This is a genomic window from Psychrobacter sp. NPDC078929 (assembly GCF_050267985.1).
Taxonomy (GTDB): Bacteria; Pseudomonadota; Gammaproteobacteria; order Pseudomonadales; family Moraxellaceae; genus Psychrobacter.
This window is the reverse complement of record NZ_JBNNFX010000003.1, coordinates 116,021-128,426: the sequence shown is the minus strand read 5'-3', so window position 1 is coordinate 128,426 and position 12,406 is coordinate 116,021. Positions and strand designations below refer to the sequence as shown.

The following is a 12,406-nucleotide window of genomic DNA, read 5'->3' as shown; positions in this document are numbered from 1 at the left end:
GAGATTATTTGTTCTTGTATATTATTAGCTATTTTTATAAATAATTGCCTAGTAGCTGGTGTAGAAAAACGGTAGTAGCCGTAATTAATAGGCACAAAAAAGCCAGCTATCAAGCTGGCTTTTATTACACATGGTATCTTTACTAATTTAGAACTGTTTAACGAATGCTACGCCATATACCCAAGGACTAATGTCAATTTCGCCAAGGTTTGTACCATCTAAAGTAGCGTCCGTTTTGATGTCCATATAACGAGCATCGATACGGAAAGCTTCGGTAGGAGCAAAAGGAATATCAAGACCAACATGACCAGCCACACCAACGCTATCATCAAGGTCTAAGTCACCACCAGTAGAAATTCTTTCTTTGAAAAAGGTTGTGTAATTCACACCAACGCCAATGAAAGGCTTGATATTCATTGGCATACTGTCATTATCGAAGTGATACTGTACAGAAAGAGTAGGTGGTAAATGCTGTGTTTTACCTTTCAAAGCTGGTGTACCATCAGCATTATTTAGATCAAAATCATGATGGAATGGAAGCGCCGCTAGCAGTTCAACACCAACGTTGTTAGCGATAAAGTACTCACCACTGATAGTTGGACGAATGTCGTCGTCAACTTCTACAGCTAAAGTGCCGTTAGCTAATTGACCATTATCACTTTTTGGATCAACCATGTGCGCGCCAGCAGCAACAGACCAAGTACCAGCAGGGACTGCAAAAGCAGTTGTCATTGTAAGTGCAGCAGCAGTCGCTAAAACTAGGGATTGTAGTTTCATCATTTCATTCCTTAACGTAATAAAAAATTATCAGCAGTTTGCTAATGAGGGATGGCATTAGCTACTGATACATAATGTTATGATTAAAGTTTAATCTGTAACATTTAATGTCTATTATAATACGAAAATCATTATTACTGGTAAGGTTTTGAATGTAAATTAGCAATGTTTCTGCAATAAATTACATTTAAGTGTAATTCAATTGTCTACAGTCTATAATTAAACACAGCAAAAGCTGCTTTTTAAGTAAGTGTCATTGACGTAAGTCGGTATCTCTTATTTATGATTCAACAAGAGGTGCAATATATTATGCTTGGCTATTGCAGTAACTCCCCTCTACGCTGTACGAATGCGCGTACGATGAAAATACTGAGTCAAGTAGACTCTTGTTGTCCTGAATGTCACTTGTTTTTGATACCTGCGCAAGATATTAGCCAGCAGCTTCGCGCTGACGAACAGTTCTTAAGGTTCTCTATTCTACTAATTGTGTTTATACTGCTGGTATCGGTCTATATTTATTATCTGCATTTTGTATAGCCGATAGTCATGGCTAATAATGGATAGGTCAGTACTGAAATGAAGTGCTTCTGATAAAAGTCACGGATGATTGCTGCAAATATATCCTATGTCCTGTGATGAAAGTTTGGTTTTTATGGTTTGACCGTTGTTTTATTCTACTAATATCAAATCGGTATTTCACCGCATAGGGCTGGCATGTTATTCCAATCTATACGGCGCTTGCGTCATTTTGTTTATGATATTTTACAAAATGAAGAACATGACACGTTATTTAGCCGTTACGTTGATTATTTTCTTATATTTTTGATTATGACTAACGTAGCGGCTGTAATAGCGGAGTCTGTCGATCAGTGGTATTACCCTTATCAAGATTACTTCACCTTATTCGAAAACTTCTCTATCATTGTCTTTTCGATTGAGTACTTACTGCGTCTGTGGAGTGTGGCTGAAGCAAAGCCTGACAATACAACGTGGAAACAGCGATGGGATTGGCTTAGAAGTCCATCCGCATTGATTGATTTAGTAGCCATCGTGCCCGCCTTTTTGAATTTCTTTGTCAATATTGATTTGCGTTTCTTACGTATTTTACGTTTATTTCGAATCCTAAAATTGACGCGTTATTTTGCCTCAATGCGTATCTTGCTAGTCGTGATTAGCAAGGAAAGAGGTTCGTTTCAAGCCGTTATCTTTATTCTTATTATTATGATTGTGACTGCCTCTAGCGGTATTTATTTAGTGGAGAATCACGCACAGCCAGACGAGTTTGAGTCCATACCTAAAGCGATGTGGTGGGCTGTGGTGACACTGACAACCGTAGGCTATGGAGATGTCACACCAATTACTAATGCGGGCAAAATATTGGGTGCCGTCATTACGATATTGGGCGTTGGTCTCGCCGCACTGCCAGCTGGTATTCTAGCGACAGGATTGGCAAATGAATTGGCTCAGCGCCGTGAAGAGCTTGAACAGCATTTTCGTGAGCAGTTAATTGATAGCGATTTTGATTTGGTGCAGAATCAAATGATGATTGATAAAATTCGTCGAGAGCTGGGTTTAGATAAAGAACAGGCACAAAATATCGTCTTACAGGTACTGCGAGAGCAAGAGCTTGAACGGCGTGAGAAAGAAGTTGAGACTCGCCAAAAGAACTTCTGTCCGCATTGCGGTGAAGTTTTATAGCGAAGTGTAAGATGATTTAGAACAGATAGGTTTTTAGCAGTTAATTACAGTCAATGCTTTGCTCATAAAAAGAGGTCTTGTGTTTACATAGCACAAGACCTCTTTTATATTCGATGACTAGTTGCTCTTATATCCCCTGAGGAATAGGCAGTGCACGTGCTAACTCATGAGCCACTTCTTGTGCTGCATCTGCTAGATCTTCTGCAGTGAGTGGTAAGTTTTGCAATGTTAAATGCCAGTCGTCAACAGATCGACGCAAATGCGCTACCCATAGCGTGGTGCAGTCGCGTGGGAGCTGCTTAAGGTTGACTTCAAAACAACGGTTTCCTTCATCGTCACTCAGATGAATTTCGCCTTTCTTGACTCTAGAAAACGAATGGCCATGGTATGAGTTGGCAATTAAACCAATATGAGTAATATGAGCGGGAATTTTTTCGAGCTCCAATCTGATTTGTTCTTGATCAAGTGGGGCAAGATACATGGCTTGTTCACCGCGATCCTTACCATTTAAGCTGTCTCCTTGATGCTTGACCGACTCAGCTTTATCTCGTAATTGCTTAAACCAAACGATGTCACTGATGACGCAATTATCATCGTACAACACGCAAGCCAAATCAATATCCATCGCGCTTTGATTTTTTTTGAAGCGCTTAAACATGCCTTTTGGCTCAATTTTGGTAAATTCATAATTGAGCGCAAAGAACAAAGTCCCTGCGTCTAGTCCCAGTCCTCGTAAACTATCTGACAACAGTGGTGATGGGGCAGTGGTCGACATAACTTTCCTTTTTTATTCTTAGTTTCTAACCGTTATCTAGATTTAGTGACTGCTTACTTGAGTAATGGTAATTTGCGCAAGCTTAATACCAGTGATATCACTCACTGATTGCTGTCGAAGACTTATCTAATACCGCTTGATAGAGCAGCTCAGGCTTAGCATCTAATAACCCACTACCAAATCCTCGTAGCCACCAGACCAGCTGTGAGGTTAAATTAACAGTAGCCTTTACAGTAAGGGTGTTATCCTCATTTAGCATCACGGTTTGATCGTCATTAAGCTTACTTTCAGTCAGACTTTTACCTGCTTGCCTAGTGAACCTAAGCTCAACAGCGGTATTCTTGCCACGCTCGTCCAATTCGCCAAACAGTGGGTGGCTAAAGCCCATGCTACCTTCATCTAAGTACGTATCAAGTTGAAAATTCTCCGGTGTTTTTGCAGCGGTTTCGAGAATCTCAACACTATCAAACCGATGTAAGGCAAAGGTGCGAATGGTGGCTTCTGGATCGTCGGTACGAGTTGCCAGTAGATAGATAATCACGCCACGCTGGATAATCGCGATTGGATTTAGGATGTATTCGCTAGCTTGTAATTTGTTGCTACGAGTATAACAAGCATGGATTTGCAGCTGATAAAATAGCGCGTGGTAAATATTGTCTTTACTGTCCAAATCTATATCTGGTGCGATGAGTGGCTGTGTGGCAGGCTCAATACGCACTCTGTCTATCCAAGAGTGGGTCACTTTGCTGTTCTTGAGCTGTCGCCGTGCTAAGTCAAACCAAGGAAATAATTCATCTAAGATAACAGGTGGCAGTAACTGGGTCAGATTGGCCTCGACCATATTAAAAGCAACCGCTTGTGATAAGTTCATATGCGGCAAGCTTTGTAATGGAGCGTCTTCTTTCCAGCGCCATCCTTGAGGATTGGCATTGTTTTTTTCGATAGGGAAGCGTTTGGCAAGGGCATTCAAATCGCGTTGGACAGTACGTAGGCTGATATCAAAGCCTGCCATCATCAGTTGCTCATAAATATGCGTGGTGCCTACCCAGCGATTACGCTGCAGTTGTGATAGTACTTGCCATTGCCGAGCAGTCGTTGCCGCACCATGTCGATTGTCACTAATATTGGCGGCATTGGCCTCTTTTGAGGTACCAGTGTTTACAGTTGCAAGCGCACTTGCCTGCTCACTAGGATTGGACTGAGCTTGGATGTTATCAGCATCAGTAGGATGTACAGTCATTAAGAGATACCCTTTATGAAGTTACAAGTCGGTTTCTGGCACGATATACTCGATCAGGGACCGTTAATCATCGCAGAAAAGCAGCGTAGCGTCTAGCGACGTTCATGCATGCGTATGTTTATTTAATAGTTGCTATTCAATGGTTGCTGTTCGATCTAGCCATAAACATAACAATGAATCTAGTCGAACAGCAATGTGCGTGCTTATCGGTAGTACCGTTCAAATTTTAATTGCCATCTTCATCGACAGCTGTTGTCTCGCTATCGTTTAGGGTGTCATCAATAGGCTTAGCATCGCTTTGCTTGCTACCTGTCTCGCTACCTTTCTCATTACTTCTCTCATCTTTACGCTTTTCTTTTATTCTCTTATCTTCTTTCTTTTGACGTTTTTCTTTACGCTTTTTCTTCGCTTTCTTTTTGGACTTTTCATCATCTATGTCGTCCGTGCTTTCTTGGTTTTCATCCCATAGCATCAGACGGCTTAATACTTTGCCAAATAAAGTATCTTTACGATAACGGCCTTTTTTATTCATGGTGTTGATGGGCAAGCCAGTCATCAGCGTCAGGGCCTCACTTAGAGTATAGACGCCATAAATATGAAATTTGCCTCTATTTACTGCATCGATAATGTCGTCACGTAGCATCAGTTGTTTGACATTAGCCATCGGAATGACGACGCCTTGATCGCCTGTTAGCTCTTGCTCGCGGCATGCGTCGAAGAAACCTGCGATTTTGGCATTGATGCCACCAACTGCTTGTACTTCGCCTAACTGGTTCATAGATCCAGTAATCGCAAGAGACTGATTGATAGGCACATTTGCTAACGCGGATAGCAATGCACAGCCTTCGCTAACGGTAGCACTATCGCCATCGATTTGCGCGTAGCTCTGCTCGAACGCCAGTGAGGCACTAAAGTTCAGCGCATGATGTTGACTAAACAGCGCGCGCAAATAGCTGGTCATAATCAGCATGCCTTTGGCGTGTAAACTACCGCCCAAGTCTACATCACGCTCAATATCAAGAATTTCACCTGTGCCAATATTGGGCTGAATGACCGCAGTAAGACGTGCTGGCATGCCAAACTCACTATCTGCATAACTGACTACAGTCAATGCATTAACTTGCCCTATAGCATCGCCTTGCGTTTGGATCAACTGCTGGCCGTTTTTCAGCTCATCCCAGTACAGATCGCGCAAATATCCTGAACGCTCATCCATGTCATCGATTGCTTGAGTGACATGATCTGCCGTCACCATAGCCTCATTATTTAAGCGAGCGTGACGGTTTGACTCATGCAGTAGTTTAATCAATAAGTCACTGTGTAGGCTTAAGCGATCTTGTTCTTCAGCTTGCAAGCTTAAGTGCTCAAGTAGCGTGGCCTGCGCACTACTATCAAACGGGTAAAGGTTGGCGTAGTCAATGATATCAGCCATTTTTGCGACCAGTGCCAATTCATGCTCAGTGGTACGAGGCACATCGTCATGAAAATCAGCTCGGACTTTGAATACTGCATCAAATTCAGGCTCAAGCTCTAGCAGCTCGTAATATAAATCTGCTTCCCCTAACAAGATAACCTTGATATCTAAATCAATAGGCGCTGGTGAGAGAGACAAGCTACCGGTTAGCGTCAGCATTTGTTCTAGACTAGACAGTTTGATTTTTCGTGATTGTAATGCGCGCTTTAAGCCCTGCCATGCATAAGGATGCTCAAGGACGTGGCTAGCTTCTAACAGTAAATAGCCGCCATTGGCGCGATGTAGAGCACCTGCACGAATCATACTCACGTCAGTGGTTACTGTGCCTAATTGGGTGATTTGCTCGACATGCCCTAACAAATTGAGATGGGTTGGCAAATCCTCAAAGACCACAGGTGCGCCACTGTCAGGTGTATGACTGACAATAACATTGACTGCATAACGACTGGGCGTCGTAGCCAACACTGCTGTCACAAACTCCTCATCATCGCCATTGACGATACGCTCTACGTGAGTGACCATGTCATCAAATACAGCCTTGAGATATGCCACGACAAGTGGATGAGTCGCAAACTGCTCATAAATAGGAGTAAATAATGGCTGTAAAGCACGTTGGGCAATACTACGATGTAATGCCTCTATTTCATCATTGGCTTCGTCTTCTAGTTGCTCTAAGGCGATAGTCAATTGACTCAGGCGCTTTTGCATATGGTTCTTTTGTACAAAGTTATTCAGCTCAGCTTCATACTCATTATTGCCATATGTAGAATCTTTATTTTCTTTACTTTCAGTGTTTTCATCGCTCAAAATGTTAACTTTTTCGCTATCATCGAGCTTTTCTGAATTTTTTTGATTGTTAGATGTTTCTACCTGTTTGTTATCACCGCTGTTGCTTTCTGTAGGCAGCTGACTAGGATGAACAAATACTGCTTTATTATCGAACGAGCGAAACGTCAATGCTAGGTCATATTGTTTGCCTTCAGCATTAAGCGCGTCATAGGCATGACTTTCTTTTTGATGGGTACTGTTTTTGATGGCTTCGATTTTGCTTTGGTATTGATCACTACGAAAGCGTTGGCTCAAACGCTTTTTTGCTTGCTGCCATAAGTTATTAACTTGCTGCTGTAATAGCGAGGCTTGACCAGCTGGTAGACGCAGCGCCAATGGTGTGCGTGGATCAGTGAAATTATGCACGTATACCCAATCATCTGGCGTTGGTGCGTCGGCGGCAATACGTGTTAACAGACGACTAATGACAGTACGCTTGCCCAAACCGTTTTCACCAGCGGCAAACACATGGTAGCCACTGGCTTTGATATCTAGCGCTGTATGTAATGCTTTGAGCGCGCGTTGTTGACCGAAGCCCACATCTAAGTCGGGCGCAGTGCGCGTGTCTGTAGGCAATTCATCAGGGTTGCTATAGCGTTTTAATTGCTCAGCGGAAATGCGACAATTTTGCTGAACCTCTGTGAAGATAGGGTTTGGGGTATCAGGTGCTGTTTGCTTAGGATTTTTTGTATCGGTAGCAGGTACTACCATATTGTTAGCGTCTTTTGATACTTGCGATATAGGGGTGTAGGGTTGTTCTGTCATAGGCGTTTGAAAAATCATCTTAAAAAGTATTAAAGGAATATGAGGAGTGATTGATCTTATCTGTTCATGCGTATTCTGAGTTTTTTATAGTCAATCATGACATCTTACAAGATATAGTCACCTATTAGCGAAGTCATTAAGCGCAGTTTTGTATCATATTTAGACAAATGATTGAGTAAAACTGGTAAAAAACAAATGACTTAATCAGCGAATTGGAGGCAATCAAAGCAGAATAACGCCTCATGATAAGCGTAGATAGTATAAGATGTCCCACATTGGCGCAATCTGCAACTATTCAATGGGCAGACTGCATGATAAAATAAACGGTTCACAAGTCAAAACTGGATAACTCGTTGTATGTCAGCTTCCGCTAAAAACTCTTCATCGTCTGCTAGTGTGGGTAATATCAATATTGATCCGACTGGTTTCGTAAAGCTTGGTGCGCAACTGCCAAAGCTGGCCAATATCTTAGCGCAAGCGATAAATGAGCTGGGTCTGCCGTTAAGTGAAACGCAGCAGCGCACGTTATTATTGTACTTAGACCAGCTTTTACTATGGAATAAAGCGTATAATCTGACCGCCATCACTGATCCAGAAGAAGCGCTGATCAAGCATGTGATAGATTGTCTGTCTATTATAACGCATTTACCCGCCGGATCGTTGCTAGATATCGGCACGGGAGCAGGGTTGCCAGCAGTGATTATTGCCATTTGTCAGCCTGAGCGCCAGTGTACTGCGCTTGATAGCAATCAGAAGAAAATTCGCTTTATCAAGCAAATCAGCAGCGAGCTCGGTTTGAGTAATATGCAGCCGATCGCATCGCGTATTGAAGCGCATGAAGCAAGTTATGCGGTGGTGACATCGCGAGCGTTCGCCAGTTTGATAGATTTTGTAGAAGTAGCGCAGCCAAGATTGGCAGATGGTGGCTTCTTATGTGCTATGAAAGGCAAAGTCCCGAATGAAGAAGAGCTGCAAGCACTCGATAGCGATTGGCATATCAAAACCATTAAGCTGACGGTGCCACGTTTGCACGACAGTCGCCATTTAATTGAAATGTCTGCTAAAGACAGTTAAGCCATAAATACTTCGCAGTCATGAAACAGGCCCTGTTTTTTGTGAAACACAGTTTACGTCTGTATCTAAATGACATAGTATTTAAAAGCATTTAAAATGCTCGAACGCAAACTGAGCATTTTAGACCATAAATTGCTTATTTTTAAATACTGAGCGAGTGTCGCTGCACAAGATTGAATAAAAAAATAATTGTACCAACCGAGTCAAAAGTAATAGACCCTAATAAAATTGAGTGAGTGTATGGAAATCATAGCAATTGCGAATCAAAAAGGCGGTGTGGGTAAAACCACAACGGCAGTAAATTTGACCGCCAGCTTGGCCGCTAAACGCAAGCATGTACTGCTGATTGACTTAGACCCACAAGGTAATGCGACCAGTGGTACAGGTGTTGACAAAAACGAGTTAGATCTTACCATAGCGGACGTTTTGCTAGATGGCGTCGCGTTGTCTGAAGCAATTGTTACTAGTCCTGCAGGGTTCGATGTCATCGGTGCCAATCGCGATTTGGCTGGCATGGACATTACGCTAATGAGCAAGACCGATAGTCATGAACTGTTTAAAACCGCCATGGCCGAATTGGTTAACGATCAGGTATCTACACAAAAACAGCCATACGATTATGTGATTATCGATTGTGCGCCTAGTTTGAATCTACTGACGATTAATGCGTTGGTGGCTACGGACAGTGTGATTATCCCTATGCAGTGTGAGTACTATGCACTAGAAGGATTGGCTGACTTATCACAAACGATTGAACGCCTAACAGAGTTGAACCCTAAGCTGTATATTCGCGGTGTGGTCAGAACGCTATTTGATGCGCGTAATACGCTTGCTCGTGATGTCTCTACTGAGCTAGAAGCGCATTTTGGCGATATCATGTACAAGACTCATATTCCAAGGAATATTCGCTTGGCAGAAGCTCCTGCTCACGGCTTACCAGTTATTGCGTATGAGAGATGGTCAAAAGGTGCACGCGCATATCAAAAGCTTGCCGCTGAAGTGATGAAGCAAAGCAGCTAGTTTTTATCTAAAGTCTCTCACAAAGGATTTTTAGATAAAAAGTGTCACTGATCAAGACAGTAAATGAATAGCATAAGCATAGAGCACTTAACATTGTATTTAGTAAGCCGCATCAGTAATCAATTGGCTTTTATTTTAGCGTTAGAGGATAGGTAATCATGGCGAAGAAAAGAGGGTTGGCTGCTAATCGGGGCTTAGATGCCTTATTAGGGTCAATCAAAAAAGAAAAGCAAATTACCGCCTCTGCCTTGCAAGACGACATGGTGGCGCGTGACAATGCTACGCCAGATACCAATGCGCCTGTAGATACTGTATCCACAGATATAGCGCCTGATATCACTCCGACAAAAGCCAGTAAAAAATCATCTGCGAAGACTACTGATAACGATGCTGCTAGTGAGAGTAGTACTCGCACGTCACGTTCACCTCGTACTACTAGCAAGGCGTCGCTCAATAAATCGCGTGGCAATAGTGCAGATACGAGCGCAACTGAAGACCAGATTAGCCTTGTGCAGATTGATGTCACACGTTTGCAAGCAGGTAAGTACCAGCCTCGTCGTGATATGAGTGAGACGGCACTTGCAGAATTGGCGTCTTCTATCGAGCAGCATGGCGTGATGCAGCCTATCGTTATCCGCCCGCTATTGGCAAACGAAGATAAGAGTGAAGCGTTTGTCACTCACGAAATTATCGCTGGTGAACGCCGCTGGCGCGCAGCAAAAATGGCAGGAAAAGCGGTTATCCCTGCGATTGAGCGTGCCTTATCTGATGAGTTGGCAATTGCATTAGCACTGATTGAAAATATTCAGCGTGAAGACTTGTCAGTGATTGAGCAGGCGGCAGCATTGCAGCGCTTTCATACGGAATTTGGTATGAGTCATGCCATGATCGCTGAAGTCGTTGGCAAGGCGCGTACGACAGTATCGAATCTACTTCGTTTAAATCAGCTGCATGATACAGTAAAAGACCATTTAGCCAACAGTGCGCTAGATATGGGTCATGCTCGTACACTTTTAGCATTGTCCTCTGAACAACAACCTATCATCGCGCAAAAAATTATTGATGGCGGTATGACCGTGCGAGAGGCTGAAAAATTGGTCAAATCGATTTTGCAGCCAGCGCCCAAAATCAATCGTGCTGAACAAGCGCAATCTCGTGATGTAGAGCGTTTGACCCAAAGATTGACAGACATGCTTGGTGCTGAAGTCAAACTAAAGCATAAAAAAGATGGTCAAGGTAGTGTTGAGATATTTTTCCACAATCAAGACCAATTAGCTGCGTTGATTAAACATATAGAAGCTCAAGCTTAATAACGTTTGCGAGTTAGCCGTATCTATCCAATTGCTAAGTCGCCTCTGAACATTTATTTTTGCAAAAATATGGAAGAGAGTAGGTATGTGGGAGTTGGTAAAAGCAGGTGGCTGGCTAATGACACCTATCGTGGTCTGTTCTATATTGGCATTAGTCATCATTATTGAACGTAGCCATACGCTACAGTTTAACAAAGTCGCTCCTAGCAGGTTGCGCGAACAGCTAATAACTCGTTTACGTGAAAATGGCGATATTGGCCGCACACAATTGATGAATGTAAAAGAAAAGACGGCGCTTGGCGATATCTTGGCAACGGGGTTGCTATATCGTCAGTATGGGCTAGAGTCGATGACGATGCACATGCAAAATCGTGCCAGCGTCCAAGTTCATCAGTTGGAAAAAAACATCAATATGTTAGGCACTATCGGTGCGATAGCGCCGTTACTTGGTCTATTAGGTACGGTACTAGGAATCATCTCTTCATTCTTAGCGATTACCGATGGCGCAATGCAAGATCCGACGATGCTAGCCGCTGGTGTATCACAGGCACTAATAACTACCGCTGCAGGTATGATTGTTGCTATCCCTGCGCTGGTTGCTTATCGTTATTTTCAGCGCCGTATCATTGATATTAATGCTCAGTTTGAGACTCAAGCAGGGCTTATGATTCAAGAGTTGTATGACTATCACTTGCTTGCTAGTACGCAGCCATCTACATCTTCTAGCCGTACGTCAATAGAAGATAGTATTGTGCAAGAACGTTCATTCGGTGGGTTGGATTCGGATAAGACTAGCATAGCGGCAGTGTAGTCAATGCGGTTTTAAAGAATAGAAATCTTAAGCCTATAAATGGTAGCTGAATTAAAGAGATTGATATGCGTTTTAGAAAACCAACGGTTGAACCACTTGAAATTAATCTAACACCGATGATTGATTGTTTACTTTTTTTGATTGTGTTTTTATTACTTGCTACCTCATTTAATCACTTTAGTCGTTTAAATATTATCCTTCCTGAAGCGGAAGGTGTCGCACTGACAGAACAAAACAACAGTATCGAAGTAGCTGTGCAAGAAGATGGTAGCTATTTGGTCAACGGCATTACACTTGCTAGTAGCAATGAGGCTGAACTGACCAGTATGTTGCAGCAAGAGGCGGGCAGCAATCGCGATATGTTATTTGTCATTGCAGCGGATGCCAATGCGACGCATCAGTCTGTGGTACGAGTAATGGATATCGCTGGAAAGCTCGGATTTTTGAATTTAAACATTAGTACAGTGGTGCCACTTGGCCAAACGCTGCCGCAATAAAATATATAGCCTTATCATCATAAAACTGTGTGACACACAGCCCATTCATACCACGATACCCAAATTGAGGCTTTTATGAGCCAAGCTTATTCACCTGACTCTAAAAAATCTTCTGATAAAAATGCATCGGCAGTATC

11 protein-coding genes are annotated in these 12,406 nt (G+C 42.7%); 7 read left to right on the top strand and 4 right to left on the bottom strand.

The genetic code is table 11. The features are described 5' to 3' along the window. Positions 1–147: 147 nt before the first annotated feature. Positions 148–777 carry an OmpW/AlkL family protein gene (locus ACQKCG_RS02885; RefSeq protein ID WP_102078562.1) on the bottom strand — a complete coding sequence of 210 codons (630 nt, stop codon included), beginning with the start codon at positions 775–777 and terminating at the stop codon, positions 148–150. A gap of 282 nt (positions 778–1,059) precedes the next feature. Between ACQKCG_RS02885 and ACQKCG_RS02880 the strand changes: the two genes are divergently transcribed. Together ACQKCG_RS02880 and ACQKCG_RS02875 are read left to right on the top strand one after the other, a co-directional pair. After that, positions 1,060–1,314 (top strand): hypothetical protein, encoded by a 255-nt coding sequence (locus ACQKCG_RS02880; protein WP_427585066.1) that lies wholly within the window; start codon positions 1,060–1,062, stop codon positions 1,312–1,314. A 177-nt stretch (positions 1,315–1,491) separates the two neighbouring features. Continuing rightward, on the top strand, positions 1,492–2,475 hold the full coding sequence (locus tag ACQKCG_RS02875; protein WP_414558453.1) for an ion transporter: 984 nt from the start codon (positions 1,492–1,494) through the stop codon (positions 2,473–2,475). Between the two features lie 127 nt (positions 2,476–2,602). On the opposite strand, the gene ACQKCG_RS02870 is transcribed toward ACQKCG_RS02875, so the two are convergent. The 3 genes from ACQKCG_RS02870 to ACQKCG_RS02860 form a co-directional block, all read right to left on the bottom strand. Further along, positions 2,603–3,250: a TerD family protein gene (locus ACQKCG_RS02870; RefSeq protein ID WP_298807832.1), complete on the bottom strand. Its 648-nt coding sequence runs from the start codon at positions 3,248–3,250 to the stop codon at positions 2,603–2,605. A gap of 97 nt (positions 3,251–3,347) precedes the next feature. After that, positions 3,348–4,490 (bottom strand): helix-turn-helix transcriptional regulator, encoded by a 1,143-nt coding sequence (locus tag ACQKCG_RS02865; RefSeq protein WP_427585064.1) that lies wholly within the window; start codon positions 4,488–4,490, stop codon positions 3,348–3,350. A 226-nt stretch (positions 4,491–4,716) separates the two neighbouring features. Continuing rightward, entirely contained in the window at positions 4,717–7,557 is a 2,841-nt protein-coding gene (locus ACQKCG_RS02860) for an AAA family ATPase (protein ID WP_427585063.1), read from the bottom strand. A 357-nt stretch (positions 7,558–7,914) separates the two neighbouring features. Between ACQKCG_RS02860 and rsmG the strand changes: the two genes are divergently transcribed. From rsmG to ACQKCG_RS02835, 5 genes are all read left to right on the top strand, one after another. Continuing rightward, positions 7,915–8,631: a 16S rRNA (guanine(527)-N(7))-methyltransferase RsmG gene (gene rsmG, locus ACQKCG_RS02855; protein ID WP_238068330.1), complete on the top strand. Its 717-nt coding sequence runs from the start codon at positions 7,915–7,917 to the stop codon at positions 8,629–8,631. A gap of 240 nt (positions 8,632–8,871) precedes the next feature. Then, a complete protein-coding gene (locus tag ACQKCG_RS02850; RefSeq protein ID WP_102078567.1) occupies positions 8,872–9,651 on the top strand; it encodes a ParA family protein in 780 nt (259 codons plus the stop codon). Positions 9,652–9,809: 158 nt separating this feature from the next. After that, entirely contained in the window at positions 9,810–10,961 is a 1,152-nt protein-coding gene (locus ACQKCG_RS02845) for a ParB/RepB/Spo0J family partition protein (RefSeq protein WP_427585062.1), read from the top strand. Positions 10,962–11,046: 85 nt separating this feature from the next. Continuing rightward, positions 11,047–11,772, top strand: a complete 726-nt coding sequence (locus ACQKCG_RS02840) for a MotA/TolQ/ExbB proton channel family protein (RefSeq protein ID WP_201606777.1) — start codon at positions 11,047–11,049, stop codon at positions 11,770–11,772. 65 nt (positions 11,773–11,837) lie between these two features. After that, positions 11,838–12,269 carry an ExbD/TolR family protein gene (locus ACQKCG_RS02835; RefSeq protein WP_057759437.1) on the top strand — a complete coding sequence of 144 codons (432 nt, stop codon included), beginning with the start codon at positions 11,838–11,840 and terminating at the stop codon, positions 12,267–12,269. Positions 12,270–12,406: the final 137 nt, after the last annotated feature.

Excerpts from the sequence above, each read along its gene's own strand:
- ACQKCG_RS02885 (WP_102078562.1), bottom strand. The coding sequence starts at position 777 with ATGAAACTACAATCCCTAGTTTTAGCGACTGCTGCTGCACTTACAATG.
- ACQKCG_RS02880 (WP_427585066.1), top strand. The coding sequence starts at position 1,060 with ATGATTCAACAAGAGGTGCAATATATTATGCTTGGCTATTGCAGTAAC.
- ACQKCG_RS02875 (WP_414558453.1), top strand. The coding sequence starts at position 1,492 with ATGTTATTCCAATCTATACGGCGCTTGCGTCATTTTGTTTATGATATT.
- ACQKCG_RS02870 (WP_298807832.1), bottom strand. The coding sequence starts at position 3,250 with ATGTCGACCACTGCCCCATCACCACTGTTGTCAGATAGTTTACGAGGA.
- ACQKCG_RS02865 (WP_427585064.1), bottom strand. The coding sequence starts at position 4,490 with ATGACTGTACATCCTACTGATGCTGATAACATCCAAGCTCAGTCCAAT.
- ACQKCG_RS02860 (WP_427585063.1), bottom strand. The coding sequence starts at position 7,557 with ATGACAGAACAACCCTACACCCCTATATCGCAAGTATCAAAAGACGCT.
- rsmG (WP_238068330.1), top strand. The coding sequence starts at position 7,915 with ATGTCAGCTTCCGCTAAAAACTCTTCATCGTCTGCTAGTGTGGGTAAT.
- ACQKCG_RS02850 (WP_102078567.1), top strand. The coding sequence starts at position 8,872 with ATGGAAATCATAGCAATTGCGAATCAAAAAGGCGGTGTGGGTAAAACC.
- ACQKCG_RS02845 (WP_427585062.1), top strand. The coding sequence starts at position 9,810 with ATGGCGAAGAAAAGAGGGTTGGCTGCTAATCGGGGCTTAGATGCCTTA.
- ACQKCG_RS02840 (WP_201606777.1), top strand. The coding sequence starts at position 11,047 with ATGTGGGAGTTGGTAAAAGCAGGTGGCTGGCTAATGACACCTATCGTG.
- ACQKCG_RS02835 (WP_057759437.1), top strand. The coding sequence starts at position 11,838 with ATGCGTTTTAGAAAACCAACGGTTGAACCACTTGAAATTAATCTAACA.